The organism is Dactylosporangium sp. McL0621 (assembly GCF_049995355.1).
Lineage (GTDB): Bacteria > Actinomycetota > Actinomycetes > Mycobacteriales > Micromonosporaceae > Dactylosporangium.
Genome location: NZ_CP188259.1, coordinates 10,181,425 through 10,206,941, shown reverse-complemented (window position 1 = coordinate 10,206,941; position 25,517 = coordinate 10,181,425). Strand labels below are relative to the sequence as shown.

At 72.3% G+C, this 25,517-nt stretch carries 30 protein-coding genes; 16 read left to right on the top strand and 14 right to left on the bottom strand.

Annotated features, from left to right (window positions below; all coding sequences use genetic code 11):
- Positions 1–3: 3 nt before the first annotated feature.
- Together ACPPVO_RS48270 and arfB are read right to left on the bottom strand one after the other, a co-directional pair.
- On the bottom strand, positions 4–717 hold the full coding sequence (locus tag ACPPVO_RS48270; protein WP_426505739.1) for a hypothetical protein: 714 nt from the start codon (positions 715–717) through the stop codon (positions 4–6).
- 12 nt (positions 718–729) lie between these two features.
- Positions 730–1,155: an alternative ribosome rescue aminoacyl-tRNA hydrolase ArfB gene (gene arfB, locus ACPPVO_RS48265; RefSeq protein WP_426505737.1), complete on the bottom strand. Its 426-nt coding sequence runs from the start codon at positions 1,153–1,155 to the stop codon at positions 730–732.
- Positions 1,156–1,270: 115 nt separating this feature from the next.
- Here arfB and ACPPVO_RS48260 point away from each other — a divergent pair, with 115 nt between their 5' ends.
- Positions 1,271–1,681 (top strand): ATP-binding protein, encoded by a 411-nt coding sequence (locus ACPPVO_RS48260; protein ID WP_426505735.1) that lies wholly within the window; start codon positions 1,271–1,273, stop codon positions 1,679–1,681.
- A gap of 9 nt (positions 1,682–1,690) precedes the next feature.
- Entirely contained in the window at positions 1,691–2,269 is a 579-nt protein-coding gene (locus ACPPVO_RS48255) for a GNAT family N-acetyltransferase (protein ID WP_426505733.1), read from the top strand.
- Here the strand turns inward: ACPPVO_RS48255 and ACPPVO_RS48250 are convergent.
- A complete protein-coding gene (locus ACPPVO_RS48250) occupies positions 2,251–2,628 on the bottom strand; it encodes a YchJ family protein (protein ID WP_426505732.1) in 378 nt (125 codons plus the stop codon). The genes ACPPVO_RS48255 and ACPPVO_RS48250 overlap by 19 nt on opposite strands.
- Complete coding sequence (locus ACPPVO_RS48245) at positions 2,625–3,581, bottom strand: AraC family transcriptional regulator (RefSeq protein WP_360388541.1); 957 nt, start codon at positions 3,579–3,581, stop codon at positions 2,625–2,627. Before ACPPVO_RS48245 ends, ACPPVO_RS48250 begins: the two co-directional genes overlap by 4 nt.
- 81 nt (positions 3,582–3,662) lie before the next feature.
- Between ACPPVO_RS48245 and ACPPVO_RS48240 the strand changes: the two genes are divergently transcribed.
- Positions 3,663–4,139: a DUF1772 domain-containing protein gene (locus ACPPVO_RS48240; RefSeq protein WP_426505730.1), complete on the top strand. Its 477-nt coding sequence runs from the start codon at positions 3,663–3,665 to the stop codon at positions 4,137–4,139.
- 63 nt (positions 4,140–4,202) lie between these two features.
- Positions 4,203–4,379: a TetR/AcrR family transcriptional regulator C-terminal domain-containing protein gene (locus ACPPVO_RS48235; protein ID WP_426505729.1), complete on the top strand. Its 177-nt coding sequence runs from the start codon at positions 4,203–4,205 to the stop codon at positions 4,377–4,379.
- Here the strand turns inward: ACPPVO_RS48235 and ACPPVO_RS48230 are convergent.
- A complete protein-coding gene (locus ACPPVO_RS48230; protein WP_426505727.1) occupies positions 4,376–5,083 on the bottom strand; it encodes an RICIN domain-containing protein in 708 nt (235 codons plus the stop codon). The genes ACPPVO_RS48235 and ACPPVO_RS48230 overlap by 4 nt on opposite strands.
- A gap of 156 nt (positions 5,084–5,239) precedes the next feature.
- Here ACPPVO_RS48230 and ald point away from each other — a divergent pair, with 156 nt between their 5' ends.
- From ald to ACPPVO_RS48210, 4 genes are read left to right on the top strand one after another with little or no spacing between them, the layout of a single operon-like run.
- On the top strand, positions 5,240–6,355 hold the full coding sequence (gene ald, locus ACPPVO_RS48225; RefSeq protein WP_426505726.1) for an alanine dehydrogenase: 1,116 nt from the start codon (positions 5,240–5,242) through the stop codon (positions 6,353–6,355).
- Positions 6,356–6,361: 6 nt separating this feature from the next.
- On the top strand, positions 6,362–7,303 hold the full coding sequence (locus tag ACPPVO_RS48220; RefSeq protein ID WP_426505725.1) for a site-specific tyrosine recombinase XerD: 942 nt from the start codon (positions 6,362–6,364) through the stop codon (positions 7,301–7,303).
- 35 nt (positions 7,304–7,338) lie between these two features.
- Entirely contained in the window at positions 7,339–7,902 is a 564-nt protein-coding gene (locus ACPPVO_RS48215) for a TetR family transcriptional regulator (RefSeq protein WP_426505723.1), read from the top strand.
- Between the two features lie 56 nt (positions 7,903–7,958).
- Entirely contained in the window at positions 7,959–8,726 is a 768-nt protein-coding gene (locus ACPPVO_RS48210) for a hypothetical protein (protein WP_426505721.1), read from the top strand.
- 1 nt (position 8,727) lies between these two features.
- Here the strand turns inward: ACPPVO_RS48210 and ACPPVO_RS48205 are convergent, their stop codons facing one another.
- The 4 genes from ACPPVO_RS48205 to ACPPVO_RS48190 form a co-directional block, all read right to left on the bottom strand.
- The gene (locus tag ACPPVO_RS48205) at positions 8,728–8,922 is read right to left on the bottom strand and encodes a hypothetical protein (protein ID WP_360388515.1); all 195 of its coding nucleotides are present in this window, start codon (positions 8,920–8,922) and stop codon (positions 8,728–8,730) included.
- A 255-nt stretch (positions 8,923–9,177) separates the two neighbouring features.
- Positions 9,178–10,365, bottom strand: a complete 1,188-nt coding sequence (locus ACPPVO_RS48200; protein ID WP_426505719.1) for a hypothetical protein — start codon at positions 10,363–10,365, stop codon at positions 9,178–9,180.
- A complete protein-coding gene (locus tag ACPPVO_RS48195) occupies positions 10,295–10,933 on the bottom strand; it encodes a SigE family RNA polymerase sigma factor (RefSeq protein WP_360388509.1) in 639 nt (212 codons plus the stop codon). Before ACPPVO_RS48195 ends, ACPPVO_RS48200 begins: the two co-directional genes overlap by 71 nt.
- 671 nt (positions 10,934–11,604) lie before the next feature.
- Positions 11,605–12,906, bottom strand: coding sequence for a protein kinase domain-containing protein (locus tag ACPPVO_RS48190; RefSeq protein ID WP_426505716.1), 1,302 nt, complete (start codon positions 12,904–12,906; stop codon positions 11,605–11,607).
- Between the two features lie 170 nt (positions 12,907–13,076).
- Here ACPPVO_RS48190 and ACPPVO_RS48185 point away from each other — a divergent pair, with 170 nt between their 5' ends.
- Genes ACPPVO_RS48185 through ACPPVO_RS48170 form a run of 4 tightly spaced genes read left to right on the top strand, consistent with a single transcriptional unit; the run spans position 13,077 to position 17,097 of the window.
- A complete protein-coding gene (locus ACPPVO_RS48185; protein ID WP_033359452.1) occupies positions 13,077–14,012 on the top strand; it encodes a ParA family protein in 936 nt (311 codons plus the stop codon).
- Positions 14,013–14,049: 37 nt separating this feature from the next.
- Entirely contained in the window at positions 14,050–15,039 is a 990-nt protein-coding gene (locus ACPPVO_RS48180) for a segregation and condensation protein A (protein ID WP_426505714.1), read from the top strand.
- Positions 15,036–16,277, top strand: coding sequence for an SMC-Scp complex subunit ScpB (gene scpB, locus ACPPVO_RS48175; protein ID WP_426505713.1), 1,242 nt, complete (start codon positions 15,036–15,038; stop codon positions 16,275–16,277). Before ACPPVO_RS48180 ends, scpB begins: the two co-directional genes overlap by 4 nt.
- Positions 16,264–17,097: a pseudouridine synthase gene (locus ACPPVO_RS48170; protein WP_426505711.1), complete on the top strand. Its 834-nt coding sequence runs from the start codon at positions 16,264–16,266 to the stop codon at positions 17,095–17,097. Before scpB ends, ACPPVO_RS48170 begins: the two co-directional genes overlap by 14 nt.
- Positions 17,098–17,100: 3 nt before the next feature.
- On the opposite strand, the gene ACPPVO_RS48165 is transcribed toward ACPPVO_RS48170, so the two are convergent.
- Positions 17,101–17,835 carry an ABC transporter permease gene (locus tag ACPPVO_RS48165; protein WP_426505709.1) on the bottom strand — a complete coding sequence of 245 codons (735 nt, stop codon included), beginning with the start codon at positions 17,833–17,835 and terminating at the stop codon, positions 17,101–17,103.
- A gap of 9 nt (positions 17,836–17,844) precedes the next feature.
- On the bottom strand, positions 17,845–18,777 hold the full coding sequence (locus ACPPVO_RS48160; protein ID WP_426505707.1) for an ATP-binding cassette domain-containing protein: 933 nt from the start codon (positions 18,775–18,777) through the stop codon (positions 17,845–17,847).
- Positions 18,778–18,838: 61 nt separating this feature from the next.
- Between ACPPVO_RS48160 and ACPPVO_RS48155 the strand changes: the two genes are divergently transcribed.
- Entirely contained in the window at positions 18,839–19,840 is a 1,002-nt protein-coding gene (locus ACPPVO_RS48155; RefSeq protein WP_426505705.1) for a helix-turn-helix transcriptional regulator, read from the top strand.
- Positions 19,841–19,853: 13 nt separating this feature from the next.
- Here the strand turns inward: ACPPVO_RS48155 and ACPPVO_RS48150 are convergent, their stop codons facing one another.
- Entirely contained in the window at positions 19,854–20,417 is a 564-nt protein-coding gene (locus ACPPVO_RS48150) for an NADPH-dependent FMN reductase (protein WP_426505703.1), read from the bottom strand.
- 109 nt (positions 20,418–20,526) lie between these two features.
- On the opposite strand from ACPPVO_RS48150, the gene ACPPVO_RS48145 reads away from it, so the two are divergent.
- The 3 genes from ACPPVO_RS48145 (at position 20,527) to der (ending at position 23,250) form a co-directional block, all read left to right on the top strand.
- Complete coding sequence (locus tag ACPPVO_RS48145; RefSeq protein WP_426505702.1) at positions 20,527–21,078, top strand: MarR family winged helix-turn-helix transcriptional regulator; 552 nt, start codon at positions 20,527–20,529, stop codon at positions 21,076–21,078.
- A gap of 118 nt (positions 21,079–21,196) precedes the next feature.
- Positions 21,197–21,868 carry a (d)CMP kinase gene (cmk, locus tag ACPPVO_RS48140; RefSeq protein ID WP_426505701.1) on the top strand — a complete coding sequence of 224 codons (672 nt, stop codon included), beginning with the start codon at positions 21,197–21,199 and terminating at the stop codon, positions 21,866–21,868.
- A gap of 5 nt (positions 21,869–21,873) precedes the next feature.
- Positions 21,874–23,250 (top strand): ribosome biogenesis GTPase Der, encoded by a 1,377-nt coding sequence (gene der / locus ACPPVO_RS48135; RefSeq protein WP_360388612.1) that lies wholly within the window; start codon positions 21,874–21,876, stop codon positions 23,248–23,250.
- Positions 23,251–23,415: 165 nt separating this feature from the next.
- On the opposite strand, the gene ACPPVO_RS48130 is transcribed toward der, so the two are convergent.
- Both ACPPVO_RS48130 and ACPPVO_RS48125 read right to left on the bottom strand, forming a co-directional pair.
- Complete coding sequence (locus ACPPVO_RS48130; protein WP_426505700.1) at positions 23,416–24,822, bottom strand: ferredoxin reductase family protein; 1,407 nt, start codon at positions 24,820–24,822, stop codon at positions 23,416–23,418.
- Positions 24,819–25,517 (bottom strand): RibD family protein, encoded by a 699-nt coding sequence (locus ACPPVO_RS48125; protein ID WP_426505699.1) that lies wholly within the window; start codon positions 25,515–25,517, stop codon positions 24,819–24,821. Before ACPPVO_RS48125 ends, ACPPVO_RS48130 begins: the two co-directional genes overlap by 4 nt.

Here is a 25,517-nt window from a genome sequence, read left to right as displayed (position 1 = left end):
CGCTCATTGTGCCCTGATGGCGGAGAGCGTCGCGTTCTCCAGCGTCGTGTAGAGGTCCGAGCCGGTGAAGTCCGGCCCGGTCTCCTCGCCGGTGTACACGTCGACGTGCTTGTTCCCGCCGAGGCCGGGCGTGAACTCGTCGACGATCGTCCACGTCGGCGCCTTGAGCTTCCCGCACACCTCGGCGGTGACCTCGGCCGTGCCGCAGCGCTGGACGGTGAACCGGCTGCCGGCCTTGAGCGCGCCGGCGTCGGCGGCGGCCGAGACCCAGGGGCGCAGCGGGCGGCCGGCGGTGTCGCGCGGGGCGGTGTCCATCCAGTAGCCGGTGTCGTAGGACCAGTTGAGGTACCGTCCGTCGCTCGTGCGGCCCGTGCCCTCGTCCTTGACCGCCTTGACGAACGAGGCCGGGAAGCGGCCGAGTGCCTGCTGGTCGCGGCCCTTGCCGCAGTCGATGGTGGGGCAGCCGGTGACCTCGGTGGCCTTGTCGGTGTGCAGGCCCTGGACCGCCGTGTAGTAGACGGTCACCTCCCACCCGGTGAGCTCGACGGCCCGGCCGGTGACCGCCGGGATCGCCGCCGCGCTGGACTCGCCCGGGTAGGCGCCCGTTTCCGGAGGGTGGCCGGGCGGCTCGCTCGCCAGCGCCGCGGGCGGTTCAGTGCCGCCGCAGCCCGCGAGCAGTAGCGCCGTCGCCGCCGAAATGACCATTTTGCGAGTCATATCCGTATTTTGTCACTCGTCCGGCGGGCGGCGTTGCTGCTTGCGCCGAGACGTGTGCCGCTTCGACTCCAGGCGACGCTCCACGGCGCCCTTGGACGGTTTTGTGCGTTTCCGCGCCCGGGGCGGCGGGGCGATCGCGGCCGCGACGACCGCGGCCAGGCGCTCCTCGGCCGCGCGGCGGTTCTGCAGCTGCGAGCGGTGCTCCGACGCCGTGATCGACAGCACCCCGTCGACGAGCCGGCCCGCCAGCCGCGCCAGCGCCCGCTCCTTGAGCGCCTCGGGCAGCGCACCCGTCGCGAGCAGGTCGAAGCGGAGCTCGACGCGCGAGTCGGAGGTGTTCACCGACTGCCCGCCGGGGCCGCCGGAACGGCTGAACCGCCAGCTCAGCTCGGCCCGCGGCAGCGCGATGTCATCGGTCACCCGCAGGTCGTCATCCATGGCCCCCAGCATGAGGGGCGCGTTCTGCACCTTGCACCCGAGGGTGACTTGGCGCCGGCCCGGCAGAAGGGCGATGTACGCTCAGCGAGGCGAGACGCAGCGGAAAGGTGACACCGTGGCTGAAGCCGTTCAGACGACGGCGCTGCTGGTCGAGGACTTCGACGTCGCACTCATCACCCCGGTCCGTCACGCCGTGAGCCGCGGTGCCGCCGGGGCGGGGCTGACCGGGCAGCGGCTCGAGGACTTCGTGCTCGCGGTCAACGAGATCGTCACCAACGCCGTGCGCCACGCCGGCGGCGGCGGGACCCTGCGCCTGTGGCTGACCGGCGCGGCCCTGGTCTGCGAGGTCGTGGACAAGGGCGCGGGCATCCCCGAGGAGCGGCTCAGCGGCGACGGCGCCCTGCCGCCCAGCAGCGCGATCAGCGGCCGCGGGCTGTGGCTGGCCCGGCACCTGGTCGACGACGTCGCCGTGACCACCGGCGAGGCCGGAACAATTGTGAAGCTGAGCAGCGCCCTGCCGGACTAGTCTGCCCGCGTGCTGCGACCCGAGTACCCCATCCGCACCGAGCGGCTCACGCTGCGCCCCTTCGCCGACGGCGACTACGACGACCTGCACCTCATGACCGGCGACCCCGACGTGGTGCGGTACCTCTACTGGGAGGTCCACACGCCGGAGGAGACCCGCTCGGCGCTGGCCCGGCGCAAGGGCCAGACCGCGCTCACCGAGCAGGGCCAGTGGCTGGTCCTCGCCATGGAGGCGGCGCCCGCGGGCGAGCCGCGCGTCGTCGGGCAGGTGGTGCTGCGCTGGGCCAGCGTCGTACACCGGCAGGGCGAGCTCGGCTTCACCCTGAGCCCCGCCTTCCAGGGCCACGGCTACGCCCGCGAGGCGGCCGAGGCGATGCTGGGCCTGGGCTTCGAGAGCCTCGGCCTGCACCGGATCTACGCCGCCTGCGACACCCGCAACGCGCCCTCCTGGGGCCTGCTCACCCGCCTCGGCATGCGCCGCGAGGCGCACTTCGTCGAGGACGAGATCTTCAAGGGGGAGTACGGCGACCAGTACATCTACGCCATGCTCGACCGCGAGTGGAAGGAGCGTCAGAGCTCGTCGAGGTAGCGCCAGGCGCCGCCGACCTTGAGGAACCGGCTCCGGTCGTGCATCCTGCCCGACCGGCCGTCGGTGACGAACCGGGCCTGGAACTCCACGACGCCCTCGGTGTCGAACAGCCCGCCGCCCTCGCGGTCGAGGATCGTCAGCCCCTGCCAGTTCTGGTCCGACTCCAGCGTCAGCGCGCGCGGCTTGGTCCGCTCGTGCCAGGTGCGCAGCAGGAACTTGCGGTCGCCCACGACATACGCCGAGTACCGCGCCCGCATCAGCAGCTCGGCGCTCGGCGGCTCCGCGCCGTGGTGGTACTTCCCGCAGCACTCGTCGTAGGGCTCGCCGAGGCCGCAGGGGCAGGTGTCGGGCAGGGTCATGCCGAGCATTGTTCCCGATGGGCCTGCGGTGACACCCCGCGGACACGCTTGAACGCGGCGCTCAGCGCGAAGGCGCTGCCGTAGCCGACCCGGCGGGCGACCGCGCCGAGCGTCGCGTCCGGCTCGAGCAGCAGATCGGCGGCGAGCGCGAGCCGCCAGCCGGCCAGGTAGGCCATCGGCGGCTCACCCACCAGCTCGCCGAAGCGCCGGGCCAGCAGCGCCCGGGACACGCCGACCTTCGCGGCCAGCCCGGCGACCGTCCAGGGCAGCGCGGGGTTGTGGTGCAGCAGCTGCAGGGCCGGGCCGACGACCGGGTCGGACTGGGCGCGGTACCAGCCCGGGGCGCCCGAGCCGGGCCGGGCCAGCCAGATCCGCAGCGCGGTGATGAGCATCAGGTCGAGCAGCCGGTCGAGCACCGCCTCCTGGCCGGGCCGGTCCTTGGCGATCTCGTCGGCCAGCAGCGGCACCAGCGGCGTGTCCCACTCGGCGCGGTGCACCACGAGCACCCGCGGCAGGGCCGTGAGCAGCCGCCGGCTCACCTCGCCGGTGAGCTGGTAGGCGCCGGTGAGGATGAGCGTCGGGCCGTCGGGATCGGTACCCCACGTGCGCACCCCGAGGTGCATCTGCTCGGCCAGGTCCACGCCGTCCGGGGTGGTGCAGCGCTGGCCCGGATGGATCACGATCTGCGGGGCGGCGCCGGGTGGCTCGGCGACCGTGTACGGCTCCGGCCCGCGGATCACCATCACGTCACCCGCTCCCGCGGCCATCACCTCGCCCACCCCCGAACCGGGATCGGGGTCGCCGACGTAGTACGCCTCCCCGCGCACCACCGCCGCGACGGCCAGGGCGGCCTCGTCGCGGATGCGCAGCGACCACGGTGGCGTCAGGACGGAGCGGAGCAGGAAGGCGCCGCGGGCCCGGGGGCCGTCGAGCAGTGCGGTGAGCGCGTCCACGCCCCCACCGTAGACGGTGGCTTATGGATCGGCGCGCCTCGGCCATGGTGCGTCTCAGCCGCGGCCGATTCACTGAGATGCATGAGAAACGTCGTCCTCGCCGCCACCACGCTGCTCGTCGGCCTCTCGGCCGGCGTCTTCTTCGCCTACTCCACCTCGGTCATGCTCGCCCTGCACAAGGTCGAGGACCGCACCTTCATCGACGTGATGCAGAAGATCAACACGTCGATCCTCAACGGCTGGTTCCTGACCGTGTACGTCGGCGCCCTGCTGCTGACGGTCGTCGCGGTGCTGCTGCACCTCCCGGCGGCCCGGCGCGCGCCGCTGCCGTGGCTGCTGGCGACGCTGGTGCTGTACGGCATCGTCTTCGTCGTCACCGCCGCGCTGAACGTGCCGATGAACAACACCCTCGACGCCGCCGGGCCGGTCGCGGCGATCGCCGACCCCGCCGCGGTCCGCCAGGCGTTCGAGGGGCCGTGGGTGGGCTGGAACCTGGTGCGCAGCGTCGCCTCGGCCGGCTCGCTGCTGACCGTGGCGGTCGCCCTGCTCAGAGCGTGATCCCGTTCTTGGCCCGGTCGATGGATTCGGGGGCGGCCGGGCCGCCGGGGTTCTCGGTCGCGAGTGCACGGCCCGGCCCTGGAGGGCATCGCCGCCACCGGCCGTTACCCCGGCTTCGCCGCGCTCCTGCGGGACTTCACCGCGGCCGGCGGCTACGACCTCGACCTGGACCGCATCTTCGAACTCGGCCTGCGCACCCTGCTCGACGGCCTGGCCGCGACCGTGTTCCGCGACGGCTAGCCCAGGGGCTGGAAGCGGTAGCGCTCGTCGGGCTGGCCGTTGCAGTCGAAGATGCGCGCGACGGCGCCGGGCGCGGGGTTGCCGCTCTCGATGGTCAGGCAGCGGTTGCTGTTGGGGTTGAGCAGGCGGTACGCGCCGTTGTCGGGCACCAGCTTCCACAGCTGGCCGATGTCGGCGTGGCAGTCCCACAGCCACACCTGCGCGAAGTTGTCCTTGGCGTTGTTGGCCACGCTCAGGCACCGGTTGTCGGCGGCGTTGACGAACTGGAAGGTGTCCTGGGAGTCGCCGATCGCCTGCGGTACCCACAGCTCCGTGGGGTTGTTGCCGTCGCACCCCTGCTGGGTGGTGTTGCCGCCGTTGCCCCCGTTGGCCTGCAGGCACAGGCCCGAGTGGTCGGGGCGCATCAGCGACGGCTTCGCGGCCAGCAGCGCGGCCTTCTTCGGGGGCGGCGACGGGCTCGGGGTCGGGCTCGGCGGGGGAGCGGGCGACGACGGCGGGGCGGCGGCCGGGGCCGAGGACTCGGCGCCGGCGCTCGGCGGGGCCTGCTGCGCGCTCGTCGACTGCGGGTCGTCGGACATGAACGCCTGGACCGCGAAGACGATGCCCGCGATGACCGCGAGCACGGCGACGCCGGCCGCGCCGAGCAGCACCTTGTCGGGCCGGGGCCCGGGCAGCGAGGGGCGGGGCCCGCCGTAGACGGTCATGGCCGCACAGCATAGATCACGGTGGCGCCCGTACAACCTGTCAATCCCGCTGCTCAGGAGTTCACACTGTGCGGCCGATGGGTAGAGGTGAAGGGCCATAAACTCCGCCTTGTACACACAGCGCAATGAGGCGCTGAGTGGAGAGGGGTCATCAACGTGAAGGTCGCAATTCCGCGCGAGGTCAAGAACCACGAGTACCGCGTGGCCATCACGCCCGCCGGCGTCCACGAGCTCGCCGCGAACGGGCACGACGTCTTCGTCCAGTCCGGGGCCGGCGAGGGCTCGTCGATCACCGACCAGGAGTACCGCGAGGCCGGCGCCGCCATCCTGCCGACCGCCGACGACGTGTGGGGCGAGGGCGACCTCGTCCTGAAGGTCAAGGAGCCCATCGCCGAGGAGTACCACCGGATGCGCGCCGGGCAGGTCCTCTTCACCTACCTGCACCTGGCCGCGTCCCGCGACTGCACGCAGGCGCTCATCGACCGCAAGGTCACCGGCATCGCCTACGAGACCGTCGAGCTGCCGGACCGCTCGCTGCCGCTGCTCGCCCCGATGTCCGAGGTCGCCGGGCGGCTGGCCCCGATGGTCGGCGCCTACCACCTCATGCGCGCGGGCGGCGGGCGCGGCGTGCTGCTCGGCGGCGTGTCCGGCGTCTACGCGGCCAAGGTCGTCGTCATCGGCGCCGGCGTCTCCGGGCTCAACGCGGCCGCGATCGCGGTGGGCATGCAGGGCGAAGTGCTCCTGCTGGACAAGAACATCGCCCGCCTGCGCGGCGCCGACGCCATCTACAAGGGGCACCTGCAGACGATCGCCTCGAACGGGTACGAGATCGAAAAGGCGGTCCTGGACGCCGACCTCGTGATCGGCGCGGTGCTCGTGCCCGGGGCGAAGGCCCCGAAGCTCATCAGCAACGACCTGGTCAAGCGCATGAAGCCCGGCAGCGTGCTCGTCGACATCTCCATCGACCAGGGCGGCTGCTTCGAGGACTCCAGGCCGACCACGCACGACGAGCCGACCTACCGGGTGCACGACTCGCTCTTCTACTGCGTGGCGAACATGCCCGGCGCGGTGCCGCACACCAGCACCTACGCGCTGACCAACGTGACCCTGCCGTACGCGCTGGAGCTGGCCAACCGCGGCTGGCGCGACGCCCTGCGCAGCGACCGGGCCCTGGCCCTCGGCCTCAACACGCACGACGGCGCGGTCACCTACGGCCCCGTCGCCGAGGCGCACGGCATGAGCCACGTTGCCCTGGACGCCGTGCTGGCATAGAACACCATGGTGGACCTGCGCCGCACCGTCGACTCCTACCTGGACCACCTCACGGTGGAGCGGGCGCTGGCCGCCAACACCCTGGCGTCGTACCGCCGCGACCTCGACCGCTACGTCGACTGGCTGGTCGCGGCGGGCCTCGCCGACCTCGCCGACGTGACCGCGCGCGACATCGCCGCCCACGTCGCCGACCTGCGCGCGCCCGCCGGCGACGCCCCGCCGCTGTCGGCGTCCTCGGCCGCCCGGGCCGCCAGCGCCGTGCGCGGCCTGCACCGCTTCGCCCTGCTCGAGGGGCTCACCCCGGACGACCCGGCGCGCGAGGTGAAGCCGCCGCAGCTGCCCAAGCGCCTGCCCAAGGCGCTCGACGTCGACCAGGTCGGCCGGCTGCTGGCCGTGCCGGAGGCCACCCAGGGCGGCCCGCTCGACCTGCGCGACACGGCACTGCTCGAGTTCCTGTACGGCACCGGCGCCCGCATCTCCGAGGCGGTCGGGACCGCCGTGGACGACCTCGACCTCGACGCCCGGCCGGGAATGGCGACCCTGCACGGCAAGGGCGGCAAGACCCGGCTCGTGCCCATGGGCAGCTACGCGCGCGCGGCCCTCGACGCGTACCTGGTCCGTGCCCGCCCGGCGCTGGCCGCCCACGGGACCGGGGTGCCGCACGTGTTCCTCAACGCCCGCGGGGGCCCGCTGTCGCGGCAGAGCGCGTGGACGATCCTGCGCAAGGCCGCCGACCGCGCCGGGCTGCCGGTCGACGGGCCGTCCGGGGTGTCGCCGCACACGCTGCGCCACTCGTTCGCCACCCACCTGCTCGACGGCGGGGCCGACATCCGGGTCGTGCAGGAGCTGCTCGGGCACGCGTCGGTGACCACGACCCAGGTGTACACGCTCGTGACCGTCGAGCACCTGCGCGAGGTGTACGCCACCGCCCACCCGCGGGCTCGCTAGCGTTTGCCAACGCTTGTTGGCCTACAGTGGTCGGCATGACTCGCCGCTCCGACGCCACGCGCGCCGCCATCCTGAAGGCCGCCCGGGTCCGCTTCGCCGAGGACGGCTACCAGCGGGCCACCATCCGGGCGATCGCCGCCGACGCCGCGATCGACCCGTCGATGGTGATGCGGTACTACGGCAGCAAGGAGCGCCTCTTCGCCGCGGCCGTCGACATCGACCTGCGTATGCCGGACGTGTCGGAGCTGCCGCCGGAGCGCATCGGGCCGGAGCTCGTCCGGCACTGGGTGCGCCGCTGGGAGGAGGACCCGACCGGCGACGTGCTGCTGACGCTGCTGCGCTCCGCGGCCACCGACGAGACCGTCGCCGAGCGGGTCCGGGACGTCTTCCGGGAGCAGATCGTGCCGATCGTGCTGCGCCTGTCCGGCGGCGACCGGGCCGAGGCCTCGCAGCGGGCCGGGTTGCTCGCGACCCAGATGCTCGGGCTGGCCATGTGCCGGCACATCCTGCGCATCCCGCCGGTCGCGGCGATGACGACGGAGACCGTGGTCGAGCGGGTGGGGGCGACGGTCCAGCGGTACCTCACGGGCGTGTTGTGAAAAATGGTCCGTTTGCCGACTGGAATCCGGTTCGGGGTGCACTACATGTGGAGGGCATGACCGCATCTGCCTCACCGGAGCCGCAGCGCCGCATCCTCGTCGCGGTCGACGTCGAGAAGTACTCGCGGCGGGAGAATCTGCTGCAGTACCGCATCCAGGAGGATTTCCACCTGACCCTCGCGGAGGCGGCGGAGCGGCTCGGGCTCGACCGCGGCGCCTGGCTCACCCAGGCGGCCGGCGACGGCGAGCTGGCGGTGCTGCCGGCCGCGGCCTCGGAGCCGCGGGTCGTCGCGCACCTCGCCACCACGCTCGACGAGCTGCTGCGCGCGCGCAACGCCGGGCTCCCCGGCGAGCGGCACATCCGGGTGCGGGTCGCGGTGCACGTCGGGCTGGTCCACCTCGACGGGGCGCTCGGGTTCCCGGGCGCGGCGGCGGTCGTGGTGAGCCGGCTCGTCGACGCGCGCCCGCTGAAGCTCGCGCTGGCCGCGTTCCCGGCGGCGGGGGCGGCGCTGATCGTCTCCGAGCAGGTCTACGACGACGTGGTCGCGCAGCGGTACGAGGACCTGGCGCCGGAGGCCTTCACCCCGGTCCGCATCGAGCTGGCCGACAAGGGGTTCGACCAGGCCGCCTGGGTTCGCGTGCCCGGCGCGGCGCCGCTCGACCTGGCGCGGGTCCTGGCCGACTTCGCGCCCTCGGCCCCGCCGCCGGCCGGCCCGGCGGCCTCGGGCAACACCTACCGCATCGACACCCTGACGACGAACGGCCCGGCGGTCTTCGGAGACCATGGCCGGGCCGTGTCGATCAATCAGGAGCCGTCGAACTGACTCACTTGTGGCGGTTGTACATCCTCGGCGCCTTCGGGCTGCCGCCCTTGCCGACGCCACCGCCGCCCCGGCCGCCGCCTCCGGTCGGGAAGGTGCGGTTGGCCTGGGCCCGGCGGATCGCCTCGAGCGGGTTGGCGGGCCGGTCCTCGTCGGTCTCTTCCGGCTCCGGTTCCTGTACGTCGTCTACAGCAGGCATGCTGGCGTCTCCTTCGCGGATGCGGGCTGGCGGGTTGACAGGCGGCGGCCGCGCGGTAACACGAAGCGGGAAAGAGGAAACCCACAACGGGGGCCGACCGGCTGCCCGGGGCAGCGGCGGCTCGCGCGGCGTCGATGGGCTCAGAAACGCATGCGTCGACCGTAGCAGCACCCCGGCCGTTCGCGCACGCGAGTTTTCGGCCGGGGTGCCTTTTTTCTGGCTCTGCTGTCTGGCTCTACTGGCTGCTGTCTGGCTCTACTGGCTCCCGAACACCTTCACGGCCGGCAGCCAGGCGCCGGGGTCGTCCGGGTCCACGGGCTTGATGGCCAGCGTGATCTGCGTGAGGGAGGCCGACGGCTTCGAGTTGGTGACCTCGCCGGAGACGAACACGTCGCCGTCGCCGAGGATCCGCGTGCACCGCACCTGGCCGTTGCAGTCGAGCCGCCCCGCCATCTTCGCCCCGGCGTAGGACCGGCCGGTCGCGAGGGTCAGCGTCGTCAGGTCGTCGAAGTTGTACGGCTCGTACAGCGGCAGCGGCGGAGGCTTCAGCGTCAGGCGGACCGCCGAGGCGGCCGGCTCGTCGCTAGGCACGTCTTCGCCGTAGCTCGCGGTCAGCAGCTGATAGCCCCGCGGCACCGTCGCCGCCTGGAACGCCACCGGGAACTGCCGCGGCGCGCTCGGGGTCAGGCCGTCGGCGATCGTGAGCAGCTCGTCGCGGCCCGGGACGTTCTCCCAGGCCGTCCAGTAGATCGCGGCCCAGGCGCCGTCGGTGTACTGCCAGGCGAGCGTCGGCACGAGGGCGTTGCGGCCGTACATCGCCTTGGCGGTCGCGGGCGGTATCGACGGGCCGGTCGGGCCGCCGGAGTAGGCGAGGAACCCCACATCGCCGTCGCCGACCTGGATCTTCTCGCCGCCCTTCTCGAACAGGGCGGGTTCGAAGGCGCCGGGGCGGTACACCACCAGGGTTCCCCCCCTCGAGACGTCGGATGCCCGGCTCGCCGACGGGTTGGCCGTCGCCGGCGGCTGCGCGGGCTCCGCCGGCTCCGTCGGCTCGGGCCCCGGGCCGGGGTCGATCGAGGACTGCTGGTAGGCGTTGGTGACCAGGTCGGGGGCGCTGACGATGTACGGCCCGGCCTTGTAGCCCTGGTACGTCGTGACGAACGCGGGCGCCTCGGCGAACTCGGTAAGCGCCGGCGAGGCGCTGGGCAGCGCGCTCGGGTCGACGGCCGGGGTCAGCGCGCGGGGCGTGCCGGTGAGCATGAGCGCCGCGGTGACCGCCGCGATCGCCGTGACCGTGCCGCCGCCGACCGAGGAGAGCAGGGCCATACGCCGGCGGCGCCGCACCAGGTGCCGCCCCGCGGCGGTGATGTCGTCAACGCTGAGCCGCGGTGGCGGCGCGTCGTCCCGGACCGACGTCAGCAGCGTGTGCAGATCCTGTTCCATGCCCTTCCCTCCCATCCTGGTCGTGGCCGATCCCGATACCACCCGCTGCAGGGCCCCCCGCAACGTCGTCCCGGACACGGAGCTCTTCCGTGCCGAGCAGCGCGCGGAGGGCGGCGAGCCCGCGGGCGGTCTGACTCTTGACGGTCCCCGGCTGGCGGCCGAGCACCTCGGCGGTCTCCTCAACGCTCAGTCCCTCGTAGTACCGCAGCACCAGCACGGCGCGCTGGCCGGGTGCCATACGGGCGAGCGCGGCGCGGATCCGGAGCCGCTCGTCGACCTGATCGGCGTGGTCGGGCCCGGGCAGCTCGGGCAGCGCGTACCCGGCCGACCGCTCGCGCCGCCGCCAGGGCCGCCGCGACTCGTCGACCAGGGCGTGCACGATCGCCCGCCGCACGTACGCCAGCGGGGTGTCGACCTTCGTCCAGCGCACATACAGCTTCGCCAGCGAGGCGGCGACCGCGTCCTCCGCGGCGTGCCAGTCCCCGCACGTCAGGTAGGCGAGCGAGCGCAGCCCGTCGAATCGCGCGGTGACGAATTCGCGGAAGTGCGCCTCGTCGTCTTGGTTCACCCGTTCGGGCTCCCTTCGTCCGGGGGTAGACGCAAGCGCCCTGGAGAGGGTTGCACACGAACGGGGGATTTTTCGTCGCCCGCCGGGCCCGCCAATTGGTACATTGCCTCCCGTTTTCCGCCCAGCTCGACATGTCGGGCGCTCCGTGCCGCGACATGTCGGTTTTATCGTGATATTTCATGGCAGACTCGTGGATTCGGGGAGCCGCCGCCCTTGTCGTTGCGGATATCGGCGAATGCGCATCTCACCGGTCGGCACGGAAACTGGTCGATTGCTGCGCGCATTGATACACCGGCGGCGCGGCGCAATCGTGGCGGTGTGCGATGACGCGCAATCCACTTCGGCGTCCGTGATGGTCGGCTCCGCCGATTCCCCATCCGACGGCGCTGGGCATTCTGTTTGCTCGACGGAGCATTCAGGCGGCGTCGGTGCGAGGCCCGCTCTGTTTCGGCCCCCGCTGCCCAAACGGGACCACCGAATGATGACCCGCACGAACCCGGCAGCAAACAAACGATGAACCGGGACCACGCTTACACATTGCGGGGCCGAAGGCACCGCGCACCATCGGCCGAGCGTCGTTTTTCAGCCCCTCGTCCAAGTAAAAGACCCGTCGGGGTATAAATCCGAAATGTCCGATCACGAAGTGTCGGACATTTCGCCCAAGAACGGCCTCAGCCGCCGACGACGGCAGTAGCCTCCACCGACGCCGGAGGCGGGGTAGGAACATCCGTGGTCGGCGCCGGCGGCGTAGTGGTACGCGTAACCGGCGGCGCAGAGGAAGCCGGCTGCGTGCCAGGAGCCGGCGAGCTCGGCGGCGCGGTGTTCGTAGCGCTGTTGCCACCCGCCGAGGCGCCCGGCGTCGGGGCGTGTGACGCGTTCGGGACGCCCGGGGCCTTGCCCGTCGTCGAGATCGTCGCCGTCGTCGACGGGGAGGTATGGGCGTCCGGGTAGCTCGGGTCCAGCACGTTGCGCGTCAAGGCGATCACGGCCAGGACCACGCCCGCCACCAGGGCGATCACGGCCGCCGTGGCGAGGATCGGGACCCAGAGCGGGCGCCCTCCCGGGCCGTCGTCGGCGGGGGTGCCGCCCGGGGTGGTGATGATCGTCGTGGGGGCCGAGGAGCGCATCGCGGGTACCAGGGCCGGGTCTTCCGACGTCGCGTCGCGGGCGGCTCGGGCCGCGGACGCCATGGCGGCGGCGGTCGGGTAGCGGTCCTGCGGGTCCTTCGACATCGCGCGCTCGATGAGTGCCCGCGTCGCCGCCGGCAGGGTTTCGGGCAGCGGAGGCGGCTCGTCCTGCAGGTGCTTGATGGCGATCTCGAGCGGGGAGTTGCCGGTGAACGGCGGGGCGCCGGTCAGGCAGTGGTACGCGACCACGCCCAGCGCATAGATGTCCGCCGACGGCGAGATCGGTTTGCCCGACGCCTGCTCGGGGGACATGTACAGCGCGGTGCCGATGACGGCGCTCACCTTCGTCACCGAGGTGACGGCGGCGGAGCGGGCCACGCCGAAGTCGACGAGCGTCACCGCGCCGTTCGCGCCGACCAGGAGGTTGTTGGGCTTGACGTCGCGGTGGATGATCCCCTTCTCGTGGGCCGCGTGCAGCGCGTCGGCCGCCTGGGCCACGATGCCGAGCGTCTCGCCGACCGACAGGGTGCCCTCGGCGTTGATGCGCTCGCCCAGCGGGCGGCCGTCCACGAACGCCATCACCAGGAACAGCGTGCCCTCGGGGGTCTCGCCGTAGTCGTACACGCCGACGACGCCGGGGTGGCCGAACGAGGCCATGATCCGGGCCTCGGAGCGGAAGCGGCGGCCGAACTCCTCGTTGCTGACGTGGCCCGGTAGCAGCACTTTCACGGCCACGGTGCGGCCCAGCGTCTTGTCGGTGGCGCGGAACACCTGCCCCATGCCGCCGCTGGCGACGAACTCGTCGAGGCGGTACCGGTCGCCGAGCACGTCCCCTGGTCCCAACACGGCAATGAAGGTACCCAACGATGAGCTTCGCGACACGCCGGGCGTGCGGCGCGATATGTACCCTGCAGGGACGGTAGAGTCGGGCAACGGCTGACTCGCTCCCCCTGAAGGCCGACGCCGATTCGGTCCCCGGGTGGAGACAGCGCCGCCGGGAGGGGCGAAGACCAGCGATGACAGGCATGGGCGACCAGGCGGAGTCGTGGACCACCACGATGCGCGCCGAGCAGGCCTCGCTTGACCTCGGTGCGGAGCTCGGGCCGGCCGACCCGACCGCGTACACGATGCGCAAGCCGATCCCCGAACCGATGCCGATGGACCGGCACGGCCCGGCGCGGATCATCGCCATGGCGAACCAGAAGGGCGGCGTCGGCAAGACCACGTCGACCATCAACCTCGGCGCGGCGCTCGCGGAGTACGGGCGGCGGGTGCTGCTCGTCGACTTCGACCCGCAGGGCGCGCTCTCGGTCGGCCTCGGTGTCAACCCCCACAACCTCGATCTCACGATCTACAACATCCTGATGGACTCCGACGTGACGGTCGAGGACATCCGGATCAAAACGGACATCGCCGGGCTGCACCTGCTGCCCGCGAACATCGACCTCTCGGCGGCCGAGATCCAGCTCGTCACCGAGGTCGCGCGCGAGATGGCCCTGGCGCGCGTGCTGCGGCCGGTGCTCAAGGAGTACGACTACATCCTGATCGACTGCCAGCCGTCCCTCGGCCTGCTGGCGATCAACGCGCTCACCGTGGCGCACGGCGTCATGATCCCGCTGGAGTGCGAGTTCTTCTCGCTGCGCGGCGTGGCGCTGCTGCTGGACACGATCGACAAGGTGCGCGAGCGGCTCAACTTCGACCTGGAGCTCGAGGGCATCCTCGCGACCATGTACGACAGCCGCACCACCCACTGCCGCCAGGTGCTCCAGCGCGTCGTGGAGGCGTTCGGCGACAAGGTGTACCAGACGGTCATCACCAAGACCGTGAAGTTCCCGGAGTCGACGGTCGCCGGTGCCCCCATCACCACGCTCGACCCGTCGTCGTCGGGGGCGCGCAACTACCGTCAGCTGGCGCGCGAGGTCATCGCGCAGCAGGCCGAGCGGCGGCTGTAGTAGGGGCTTTCCGCAGTTCGTGCGCTAGGTTCTTCGCGTGACTGAGCCGGTTGTCGAGTCGTCCGCGGCGGTGGACGCCGCGGACGCTCCCGCCGTGATCGCAGAGCCCGCCGCGCCGGCCGCGGCGACCTCGGGGTTCCAGGTCAAGCTGTCCAACTTCGAGGGCCCGTTCGACCTGCTGCTGCAGCTCATCGGCAAGCACAAGCTCGACGTCACCGAGGTCGCGCTGCACACGGTGACGGACGACTTCATCGTGTACATCCGCGCGATGGGCGACAACTGGGACCTCGACGAGGCCTCCGAGTTCCTCGTGATCGCGGCCACGCTGCTCGACCTGAAGGCGGCCCGCCTGCTGCCCTCGGCCACGGTCGAGAACGAGGAGGACCTCGCGCTGCTCGAGGCGCGGGACCTGCTGTTCGCGCGGCTGCTGCAGTACAAGGCCTTCAAGGAGGCGGCCGCCCACATCGCCGGGCTCGAGGCCGTGGGATCGCGCCGGTACCCGCGCGCCGTCTCCCTCGAGCCCCGGTACGCCGACGCCCTCCCCGACCTGGTCCTCGGCATCGGCCCGAAGCGGCTGCTCAAGATCGCGGTGCGGGCGTTCACGCCCAAGGTGCCGCCGGTGGTCTCGGTCGCGCACATCCACCAGGTGCGCGTGAGCGTCCGCGAGCACGCCAACATCATGCGGGACTGGCTCCTGCAGCGCCGCGTGGCGAACTTCTCCGACCTCTGCGCCGACTGCGAGTCGACCCTCGAGGTGGTGGCCCGGTTCCTGGCCCTTTTGGAGTTGTACCGCGAGAACCTGATCGACTTCGAACAGGCCGAGGCCCTCGGCGAGCTGGTCGTGCGCTGGACCGCCGCCGAGGACGTGCCCGTGGAGCTGGAGGTCGAGGAGTACGAGGGCTCGCCCGCACCCGCGCCCAAGGACCCCGAACTGGCGGAAACCGCTGGTTCGTTGGATGCTTCGGAGTCGCCGGTGCCGGAAGACGCGCAGGCCGCGGCGGACGTGGACAACGAGGTGGACGAGTGAACGAGGACGACAAGCCGACGGGGTCGCTGGCCGATCAGGCCGCGAGCTGGGTGCCACCGTGGGCGCGTCCGAAGCAGGAGCCGCCGGCCGCCCAGTCGTTCCCCGACCTCCAGTGGCAGTCCGACACGGAAGAGGAGCAGCCCGAGGCTGAACCGCGGCCGGAGCCGGAGGCTGAGCCCGAGGCGGTAGTAGAGGCCGAGGCGGAGGCGGAGGTCGAACCGCAGCCCGAGCCCGAAGCTGAGCCCGAGCCGGAACCGCAGCCCGAGGCCGAGGCGGAGCCGGAAGCTGAGCCCGAGCCGGAACCGCAGCCCGAGGCCGAGGCGGAGCCGGAAGCTGAGCCGGAGCCGGAGCCGCAGTCCGAGCCGGAAGCGGAAGCGGAGCCTGAGGCGGAAGCCGAGCCGGAACCCGAGCCCGAGGCGGAGCCCGAGCCCGAACCGCAGTCCGAGCCGGAAGCGGAAGCCGAGGCGGAGCCGGAAGCTGAGCCCGAGGCGGAAGCTGAGCCCGAGGCGGAGATCGAACCGGAGCCGCAGCCCGAGGTCGAAGTCGAACCGGAAGCGGAAGCCGAGGCCGAAGTCGAACCGGTCGCGCAGACCGAGGCCGAAGTGCAACCCGAGCCGGTCGCCGAGACGCTGCCCGGGCTCGAGGCGCCCAAGCCGGTCGCCGCCGTCGAAGAGCCGGTCAAGGCCGAGATGGGCGACGCCGAACTGCGGGCCGCGGTCGAGGCCATTCTGCTCGTCGTCGACGAGCCGACCAGCGCGGTCACCCTCGCCCAGGTGCTCGATCAGCCCGTCGACCGGGTGCTGGTGGCGCTCGAGGCGGCCTCAGCGGAGTACACCCGGCTGGGTTTCGGCTTTGATCTGCGCCAGGTGGCCGGGGGCTGGCGGCTCTACACCCGGCCGGAGTATGCGGCGTACGTGGAGAAGTTCGTGCTCGACGGGCAGCAGACCCGGCTGACCCAGGCCGCGCTGGAGACACTCGCCGTGATCGCGTACAAGCAGCCGGTGACCAGATCTCGCATTTCCGCCATCCGGGGTGTGAACTGTGACGGGGTGGTCCGTACGCTGGTGACGCGGGGCCTGATCGAAGAGATCGGCAGTGAGCCCGAGAGCGGCGCGTTCCTCTACCGGACGACCACGCTGTTCCTGGAGAAGCTCGGCCTGCAGAGCGTCGACCAGTTGCCGCCGCTCGCCCCGTTCCTTCCCGACGACATAGATGAGATCGCCGATGCCCAGCGTTGACCCGTCCGTTGACTCCGACTCCGTGCCCGCTCCCGGGTTCGCCGGACCCGAGTTCGAGGGCTCGGCGTTCGACGCCCCGCCCGACGCGGAGCCGCCGCGGCACGAGGAGCGGCTCCAGAAGATCCTGGCCGCGGCCGGGCTCGGCTCGCGGCGTGCCTGCGAGCGCATGATCGACGGGGGCCGTGTCACGGTCAACGGCCGCGAGGCGACCCTCGGCGACAAGGCCGACCCGAACCGCGACGCCATCCACGTCGACGGGCAGCGCCTGGTGACCGACACCCGGCTGGTGTACATCGCGCTGAACAAGCCGCGCGGCGTGGTCTCCACGATGGACGACGACAAGGGCCGCAACGCGATCTCGGACCTCGTGCCGAACATCGAGTCGCGGGTCTTCCACGTCGGCCGGCTCGACCAGGACAGCGAGGGCCTGATCCTGCTCACCAACGACGGCGGGCTCGCGCACAAGCTGATGCACCCGTCGTACGAGGTCGCCAAGACCTACCAGGTCGAGATCCCCGGCCCCGTCCCGCGTGCGATGGGGCGCGAGCTCAAGTCCGGGGTCACCCTCGAGGACGGCCCGGTGAAGGTCGACTCGTTCCGGGTCGTCGACGCCTACGGCAAGGTGGCCCTCGTCGAGGTGGTCCTCCACGAGGGCCGCAACCACATCGTGCGCCGCGTGTTCGACGCCGTCGGCTTCCCGGTGCAGCGGCTCATCCGCACCGAGATCGGCCCGATCCGCCTCGGTGACCTGCGACCGGGCCGCACGCGGCACCTGTCGCAGGCCGAGATCGGGGCGCTGTTCAAGGCCGTGGGGGAGTAGGCCTCAGGTCGAGCGGCGCATCGCCCGGATGCCGACGACCAGCCCGACGGCGGCCGTGGCCGCGGCGGCGATGAAGCCCCAGGCCACGGTCGGCTCGGCGATGCGCCCGGCGAAGAGCAGGCGCTCGGCGCTGACCATGTGCGCGAGCGGGTTGAAGCTCGCCGCCGTGCGCATCCAGCCGGGCCCGGACTCCAGGGGCAGCAGCATGCCCGACAGGATCATGAGCGGGAACAGCAGCGTCTGGTGCACCGCCCAGAACATCCAGTCGGTACGGCGGACCGCGACCGCCAGCGCATAGCTCAGCGAGCCGAGCCCGACGCCGAAGAGCGCGAGCAGGGCCAGCCCGAGCAGCGCGCCGGCCGGGTACAGGCGGAAGCCGAACGGCAGCATGACCGCGACGATCACGACCGCCTGCCCGGCCAGCGGCACCATCTCCTTGAGCGCCCGCCCGATCAGCAGCGAGTTGCGGGACAGCGGCGTGACGAGCATCCGCTCGTGCGAGCCGGTCAGGAACTCGGACAGCAGGTTGGCGCCGACGGTCGAGGTGCCGAAGAGCGTGGTCATCACGAGGATCGCGGGCACGAACCACTGCCACACGTCGCCGCCGAGGGAGCCCTGCAGCAGCGGGCCGAACAGGGCCAGGAACACCAGCGGCTGGACCATGCCGAAGATCAGTGAGAACGGGGAGCGCAGCAGCGGGCGCAGCTCGCGGCCCGCGACGATGGCGATGTCGGTCATGGTGCTCTCCTAGGCTTCGCGCAGGTTGCGGCCGGTCAGGGCCAGGAAGACGTCGTCGAGCGTGGGGCGGCGCACCTCGGCGGTGCGCACGGCGCCGGCCGCGGCCGTCACCAGCTCGGGCAGGGCGGCCGGGCCGTCGCTCACCCGCACGTCGATGCCGTCGGCATCCACGGTCAGGTCGCGGGCGCCGGGCAGCTCCGCGGCCACCCGCGCGAGGGCCGGGCCGTCGCCGGTGGCGATGATCCGGTCGCCGGCGAGCTTGGCCTTCAGCGCGACCGGGGTGTCGTCGGCGATCACCTCGCCGTGGTCGACGATCACCACCCGCTCGGCCATCGAGTCGGCCTCGTCGAGGTAGTGGGTCGTGAGCACGATGGTCATGCCCAGCTCGGCGCGCATCCGGGCGATGTGCGACCACAGGTTGGCCCGGTTCTGCGGGTCGAGGCCGGTCGACGGCTCGTCGAGGAACAGCAGCTCGGGCGCGTGGACCAGGCCGATGGCCACGTCGAGGCGGCGCCGCTGCCCGCCGGAGAGGTCGGTGACCTTGCGCTCGCCCAGCTCGGCGAGGTCGAGCGTGGCCAGCAGCTCGTCCGCCCGCCGCCGGGCCTCGCGCCGGTCCAGCCCGTAGATGCGGCCCTGTACCCGCAGCTCGTCCCCGACCCGCTGGGTGTGCGCGGCGCCGTTGCCCTGCCCGACGTACCCGATGCGCCGCCGCACCCGGTCCGGCTCGCGGGTCACGTCGTGCCCGGCGACCACCGCCGTGCCCGCCGTCGGCTCGATGAGCGTGGTGAGCATGCGCATCGTGGTCGTCTTGCCGGCCCCGTTCGGGCCGAGCACCGCGACGAGCTCGCCCGGCTCGACGTCCAGGCTGATCCCGCGCACCGCGTGGACCCTCGTCTTGCGTCCGGTCACGAAGTCCTTGGTCAATCCTCGCGTTCGAATCATGCGAGCAGCCTCGCAGCGGAAGCGGACAGTTCCTGTCCTCTACTCCGGCGATACTGAACCCATGCTCGAGACCTCGGCCCGGCTGCTCGCTCTGCTCTCCCTGCTCCAGGCCCGCCGCGACTGGCCCGGCCGCACGCTCGCCGACCGGCTCGAGGTCAGCGCGCGCACGGTGCGCCGCGACGTCGACCGGCTACGCGACCTGGGGTACCCGGTGCAGGCGACCCGCGGGCCCGACGGCGGCTACCGGCTCGACGCCGGCTCCGAGCTGCCGCCGCTGCTGTTCGACGACGACCAGGCCGTCGCCGTCGCGGTGGCGCTGCAGACGGCGACGATGTCGGTGCAGGGGGTGCAGGAGGCGGCGCTGCGGGCCCTGGCCACGGTCCGCCAGGTCATGCCCGCGCGGCTGCGGCACCGGGTCGACGCGCTACGCGTGACGCGCGTGGTGAAGAGCTCGTGGCGCGAGGGGGACATCGACGCCGAGCACCTGCTCGCGATCGGCACCGCGGTCCGCGCGCGCGAGGTGCTGCGCTTCGACTACGCCGGGCGGCGTGAGCTCGTGGAGGGCGCCGACGTGCAGCGCCCGCCGCGCCGCGCGGAGCCGCACCACCTGGTGACGTGGGGCGGGCGGTGGTACCTCATCGGCTGGGATCTGGACCGGGCGGACTGGCGGACGTACCGCGTCGACCGCATGACGCCGCGCACGCCGAACGGGCCCCGGTTCGCGCCGCGGGAGCTGCCGGCGGCCGACGTGGCCGAGTTCGTCGCGGCGCGCTTCGAGCGCCAGGACCTGATGCCGTGCAAGGGCACCGCGATCCTGCACGTGAACGCCGCGGCCGTGAACGAGTGGATCCGCGGGCAGGGCCTGGTCGAGGACGCCGGGCCGGACCGCTGCCGGGTCACCGCCGGTTCCTGGTCGTGGACCGGACTGGCCGCGTGGTTCGGCATGTTCGACGCCGAGCTCGAGCTCGTGGGGCCGCCCGAGCTGCGCACGGCCGGCGCCGCGCTGGCGGCCCGGTTCCAAAAAGCGACGGGCCCGATCCTGGGATCGGGCCCGTCGCGCTGATCTCACCGGGGAACTAGGCGGCCTTGCGTACGGTCGCGAGCGCCTTGCCCCAGGTGACCGTCTGGTCCAGGACCGTGGTGAGCGAGTTCTCGTGCTGCGGGCCCGGCTTGAAGACGCTGAAGTTCTCGAAGTCGGTGAACAGCGACAGCGCCACCTGGGCCCGCACGTCGGCGATCTGCAGCTCGGCCGCGATGAGGCGCAGGTGCTCGACGGCGCGCGTGCCGCCCGCGGAGCCGTAGCTGACGAAGCCGGCCGCCTTGTTGTTCCACTCGGCGTAGAGGAAGTCGATCGCGTTCTTCAGCGCGCCGCTGGTCGAGTGGTTGTACTCGGGCGTGACGAAGATGAACGCGTCGAACTCGGCGATCTTGGCCGCCCACTGCTTGGTGTGCTCGTTGGCGTACTGCCCCATGGACGGCGGCATGGCCTCGTCCAGGTGCGGCAGGTTGTAGTCGAGCAGGTCGACCAGCTCGAACTCCGCGTCCGAGCGCCGGCTCGCGATGTCGTACACCCACTTGGCCACGGCCTCGCCGTTCCGGCCCGGGCGGGTGCTGCCGAGGATGATTCCGACCTTGGTCATTGCGTGGAGTCCTCTTCCTGAGTGCCGCCACCCGGGGAAGGGTGACGTGTCACCGAGACCATAGCTCAGAACAACGGTGACGTGTCACCCACTCCCGTAGACTCCCGGTGTGACGGTTGACTGGCTCGACGAGCGGGAGCAGCGGGCGTGGCGCGCTTACCTCGCGCTCAACGCCGAGGTTCAGCGCCGCACCGCCCGGCAGCTGCTGCGTGAGACCGGACTCACCATCGCGGAGTACGCGGTGCTGGTGAGCCTCTCCGAGGCCCCGGGCGGGCGGCTGCGCGTGTTCCAGCTGCGCGTCGCGGCCGACTGGGAGAAGACCCGCCTCACGCACCAGATCACCCGGATGACGGCCCGCGGGCTGGTCGCCCGGGAGCCGTGCGCCGACGATCCCCGCGGTGCGTTCGTGGTGCTGACGGAGGCCGGCTGGGAGGCGGTCACGGCTGCCGCCCCCCGCCACGTGGCCCACGTGCGGCACTGGTTCTTCGACGCGCTGCGCCCCGAACAGGTGGACGCGCTGATGGGCATCGCCGACGCGGTGCTCGACCGCCTGCCCGAGGCCGACCGCACGATGGGCGCGCCGTGCCTGCCATCGCCCTTCTGCCCCACCGATTCCGATATTGCAGAAATGCCGGAAACGGCGGAATCGGCCGACTGCTAGCGAAACGTGCGCTGTGCCATCCCCGGGAACCTGGTGTGACGGCGGCCTCCCGTGGGCGGACGTCACCGGCGGGTCAAGTACTGTTTTGAAGGGCTTCACCGAGTCAGAGGAGACGGGCGTGCACGACGAGGGCCGGCAACTGGTGGTTGCCGTCGACGGGCCGTCCGGCTCAGGCAAGTCCACCATCTCCCGCCGGGTCGCGCAGGCGCTCGGCGCGCGCTACCTGGACACCGGGGCGATGTACCGCGCCGTCACCTACGCGGTGCTGCGCGACAACGTCGACCTGGGTGACTCCGACAAGATCGCCGCGGTCGCCGACGGCGTCGAGCTGACCATCGGCACCGACCCGGCGGCCCCGCACATCAGCGTCGACGGCGTCGGCGTCGACCGGGAGATCCGCGGGCCGGAGGTCACCCGCGCGGTGTCGGCCGTCTCGGCGGTCCCGGCCGTGCGCGCCCTGCTCGTGGCGAGCCAGCGCTCGATCATCGCCGAGGCCGACCGGATCGTCGTCGAAGGGCGCGACATCGGCACCGTCGTGGCGCCCGACGCGGACCTGAAGGTCTACCTCACCGCCGACGCCGATGAGCGCGCCCGCCGCCGCAGCAGCGAGAACGCGTCCGACCGCGCCGCCACCGCGGCCGACCTCGCCCGGCGCGACCGCCTCGACTCGACCCGCGCCGCCGACCCGCTGCGCCAGGCCGACGACGCCGTCGTGCTCGACACCACCGCGCTCGGCATCGACGAGGTGGTCGAGCGGCTGCAACGCATGCTCGACAAGGTAACGGCGTGAATGCGATGTCCGCGGACGTCTCCGGGCGCGACACGTTCGACCCCGAGGGCGACGAGCCGGACCTCGAGCTGAGCCTCCCCATCGTCGCCGTCGTCGGCCGCCCCAACGTCGGCAAGTCCACGCTGGTCAACCGCATTCTCGGGCGCCGCCAGGCGGTCGTGGAGGACGTGGCCGGGGTGACCCGCGACCGGGTCGCCTACGACGCCGAGTGGACCGGCCGGCACTTCACCGTCGTCGACACCGGCGGCTGGCTGCCCGACGCCCGCGAGCGGGCCCGGGCCATCGCCACCCAGGCCGAGATCGCCGCGCAGACCGCCGACGTCGTGCTCTTCGTCGTCGACGCCACGATCCCGCCGACCTCGGACGACGAGGCCGCCGTGCGCATGCTGCGCCGCAGCGGCCGCAAGGTCATCCTGGTCGCGAACAAGGTCGACAACGACCGGATCGAGGGCGAGACCGCCAGCCTGTGGGGCCTGGGCCTGGGCGAGCCGTTCCCGGTCTCGGCCCTGCACGGCCGCGGCGCCGGCGACCTGCTCGACAAGATCCTGGAGAACCTGCCCGAGGCCCGCCCGGTCGAGCCGCGCGAGGCCGGCCCGCGCCGCATCGCGCTCGTCGGGCGCCCCAACGTGGGCAAGTCCAGCCTGCTCAACAAGCTGGCCAAGGAGGAGCGCGCGGTCGTCGACTCCGTCGCCGGCACGACCGTCGACCCCGTGGACAGCCTCGTCGACTTCGGCGGCGAGACCTGGCACCTGGTCGACACCGCCGGGCTGCGCAAGCGGGTCGCGCACGCCTCCGGCACCGAGTACTACGCCTCCCTGCGCACCAACGCCGCCATCGAGGCGGCCGAGGTCGCGATCGTCCTGCTCGACGCGAGCGAGGTCATCTCGGAGCAGGACCAGCGCATCATCACGATGGTGATCGAGTCCGGCCGGGCGCTCGTCATCGCGTTCAACAAGTGGGACCTCGTCGACGAGGACCGCCGGTACCAGCTCGGCAAGGAGATCGACCGCGAGCTGCGCCGGGTGCCGTGGGCGGTGCGGGTCAACGTTTCCGCCCTGACCGGCCGGGCCGTGGACAAGCTCGCCCCGGCCCTGAACACCGCCCTGGACAACTGGGAGCGCCGCGTGCCGACCGGCCAGCTCAACCAGTGGCTGACCGCGCTCGTCCAGGCGACGCCGCACCCGATCCGCGGCGGGCGCGCCCCGCGCGTGCTCTTCGCGACCCAGGCCGGCGTCTCGCCGCCCAAGTTCGTGCTGTTCACCACCGGCGTGCTGGACCCCGGCTACGTCCGCTTCGTCGAGCGAAAGCTCCGCGAGGAGTTCGACTTCACCGGCACCCCGATCCACATCACCGTGAAGCCGCGCAAGAAGAACAAGAAGTAGCTAGGGGCTGTATCGAAGTGGATGGCCGGGCTGCGGCGGACTCAGGCGCCGGCTGGAACCACCCCGGTCGCACCCCGATACAACCCCGGTATCGGGGCGCGCCCGGCGCGGCCCCAGCCGACGCCTGAGCCTCGCCTCGCTCCGACCCCCACTTCGATACAGCCCCTAGTCAGCGAGGGCGAAGACCTCGGCGTGCTGCTGGATGCGCGGCACGCCCAGCTTGCGCAGCGACGCGAGCACCGCGTTCGTCATGGCGGTCGGCCCGCAGACGTACACGTCGCGCTGGCGGATGTCGGGCACCAGCTTCGTGAGGTGCTGGGCGCTCAGCGGCGCCGGGCTCGTGTCCTTGGTGCGGCCCACGACCAGCATGAGCTGGGCCCGCTTGGCGTACGACAGGTCGCGCAGCTCGTTCAGGAGCGTGGCCTCGGACTCGGAGCGGACTCGGTACATGACGATGATCGAGCCCTCGAGGACCTCCAGGAGCGACCGGATCGGCGTGATGCCGACGCCGCCGGCGATCAGCAGCGTCGCCGACTTCGTGCGGTGCTGGGCCGTGAAGGCGCCGTAGGGGCCCTCCACGAGGACCCGGGTGCCGGCGCGCAGGGTGCGCAGGCCCGCCGTGCCGCGCCCGACCGCCTTGGCCGTCAGCCGCAGGCCCTTGCCGTCCGGCGCCTGCGACAGCGAGAACGGGTTGACCTGCCACCAGCGCCCCGGCGTGAGGAAGCGCCACAGCATGAACTGGCCCGCCTCGGCCGGCATCCGGTCCAGGCCGCGGCCGGTCACGTACACCGAGGTCACGTCGTCGGACTCGGGCACGACGGCCGACACGCGCAGCCCGTGGCGGAGGTTGCGGTACAGCGGCAGGCCCATCCGGCCGAGCACGAACAGCCCGATCGAGACCGTCCACAGCGCCCACCAGTACACCTTGGCCCAGGTGGCCGGCTGGGAGATCGGGTTCTCGATCGTCTGGTGCACGATGGCGAACCCGACCACCGCGTAGGTGCCGATGTGCACGAGGTGCCACAGCTCGTACGGCAACCGCCGGCGCGCCGCCCGGGTCGAGGCGAGCACGACGACGAACAGCAGCGTGCCCGAGACGATCCCGGCGAGCGTGCCGAGCGAGCCGAGCCACTTGTCCGTGAGCGTGCCGAAGGACCAGTGATTGATCCGGGCGTACGCCCACGACGCGAGCGTCGAGTGCACGACGATCGTCCACGCGAGGCCGATGCCGACCCAGCGGTGCCAGGCGGTGAGCTGGCCCAGGCCCAGGCGCCGGTCCAGCCACGGCACGCGGGCCACGAGCACCAGCTGCAGCGCGAGCAGCACCGCGGCGTGCAGGCCCAGGAACCGCCCGACGGCCAGCATGGTGCTGGGCGCGTCGGAGGCGCTGAAGAACAGGGCCTCGACCGCGGCCGCGTTGACGAGCGCGACGGCGACGAGGGCGAACGTGGCGCGCTGGGGCCCGTTCCCGCCCCGCGGGCGGCGGTGCCGCTGCACCCGCTCCGACACGGCGGCCCGGGGGTCGGACATCCGGATGGGAGCGGCGGTACCGGTGCCGGTCGGCGGGGTCATGAGGCCTCGAATCGGTCGGAAAGGGCGTAGCGCAGGAGTACCACGTCGTCCATCTGCCGTACATCCACCATCGTGGCGCGATGGCCGGGGTGCCACGGGAAGTGCCCGTCGCCGACGAAGCGCGGGGCCCGCCCGTCGCCGACGAAGAACGGCGCGATCACGAGCTGGAGCTCGTCGACGAGCCCGGCGGTGAGGAACATGGTGTGGACCGTGCCGCCGCCCTCGACGAGCAGCCGCCGCACCCCGCGGCCGGCCAGGTCGGCCAGCACGAACCCGGCGTCGACGGGGTCGCCGCCGTCGACGACCTCGGCCCGGCCGCCGAGCCGGACGTGGTTGCGGCGGGCGGTCTTCGTCGCGCAGTACACGATCTTCTGGGCGTCACCGTGGGTGAAGAACCGCGACTGCGGGTCGATGTCGCCGTGGCCGAGGATGGCGACCTTGGCCGGCGGCGGCAGCCCGCGCTCGGCCCGCCGCTCCCGGTGCTCCGGGGCGCGCACCATGAGCCGCGGGTTGTCGCGGCGGATGGTGTTGGCCCCGACCAGGATCGCGTCGCAACCGGCCCGCATCCCGTCCACGCGGTCGAGGTCCTCGCGGTTGGAGAGCACGAGGCGCTCGTCGCTGGCGTCGTCGAGGTACCCGTCGAGCGACATCGCGCAGCTCAACACGACGTAGGGCCGGGCCTCGGAGGTCTGCAC

What these genes read in the sequence shown, in the direction of transcription:
- ACPPVO_RS48270 (WP_426505739.1), bottom strand. Translation starts at nt 717, where the DNA reads ATGACTCGCAAAATGGTCATTTCGGCGGCGACGGCGCTACTGCTCGCG.
- arfB (WP_426505737.1), bottom strand. Translation starts at nt 1,155, where the DNA reads ATGGATGACGACCTGCGGGTGACCGATGACATCGCGCTGCCGCGGGCC.
- ACPPVO_RS48250 (WP_426505732.1), bottom strand. Translation starts at nt 2,628, where the DNA reads ATGACCCTGCCCGACACCTGCCCCTGCGGCCTCGGCGAGCCCTACGAC.
- ACPPVO_RS48240 (WP_426505730.1), top strand. Translation starts at nt 3,663, where the DNA reads ATGAGAAACGTCGTCCTCGCCGCCACCACGCTGCTCGTCGGCCTCTCG.
- ACPPVO_RS48230 (WP_426505727.1), bottom strand. Translation starts at nt 5,083, where the DNA reads ATGACCGTCTACGGCGGGCCCCGCCCCTCGCTGCCCGGGCCCCGGCCC.
- ACPPVO_RS48220 (WP_426505725.1), top strand. Translation starts at nt 6,362, where the DNA reads ATGGTGGACCTGCGCCGCACCGTCGACTCCTACCTGGACCACCTCACG.
- ACPPVO_RS48215 (WP_426505723.1), top strand. Translation starts at nt 7,339, where the DNA reads ATGACTCGCCGCTCCGACGCCACGCGCGCCGCCATCCTGAAGGCCGCC.
- ACPPVO_RS48210 (WP_426505721.1), top strand. Translation starts at nt 7,959, where the DNA reads ATGACCGCATCTGCCTCACCGGAGCCGCAGCGCCGCATCCTCGTCGCG.
- ACPPVO_RS48205 (WP_360388515.1), bottom strand. Translation starts at nt 8,922, where the DNA reads ATGCCTGCTGTAGACGACGTACAGGAACCGGAGCCGGAAGAGACCGAC.
- ACPPVO_RS48200 (WP_426505719.1), bottom strand. Translation starts at nt 10,365, where the DNA reads ATGGAACAGGATCTGCACACGCTGCTGACGTCGGTCCGGGACGACGCG.
- ACPPVO_RS48185 (WP_033359452.1), top strand. Translation starts at nt 13,077, where the DNA reads ATGACAGGCATGGGCGACCAGGCGGAGTCGTGGACCACCACGATGCGC.
- ACPPVO_RS48170 (WP_426505711.1), top strand. Translation starts at nt 16,264, where the DNA reads ATGCCCAGCGTTGACCCGTCCGTTGACTCCGACTCCGTGCCCGCTCCC.
- ACPPVO_RS48165 (WP_426505709.1), bottom strand. Translation starts at nt 17,835, where the DNA reads ATGACCGACATCGCCATCGTCGCGGGCCGCGAGCTGCGCCCGCTGCTG.
- ACPPVO_RS48160 (WP_426505707.1), bottom strand. Translation starts at nt 18,777, where the DNA reads ATGATTCGAACGCGAGGATTGACCAAGGACTTCGTGACCGGACGCAAG.
- ACPPVO_RS48155 (WP_426505705.1), top strand. Translation starts at nt 18,839, where the DNA reads ATGCTCGAGACCTCGGCCCGGCTGCTCGCTCTGCTCTCCCTGCTCCAG.
- ACPPVO_RS48150 (WP_426505703.1), bottom strand. Translation starts at nt 20,417, where the DNA reads ATGACCAAGGTCGGAATCATCCTCGGCAGCACCCGCCCGGGCCGGAAC.
- der (WP_360388612.1), top strand. Translation starts at nt 21,874, where the DNA reads ATGTCCGCGGACGTCTCCGGGCGCGACACGTTCGACCCCGAGGGCGAC.
- ACPPVO_RS48130 (WP_426505700.1), bottom strand. Translation starts at nt 24,822, where the DNA reads ATGACCCCGCCGACCGGCACCGGTACCGCCGCTCCCATCCGGATGTCC.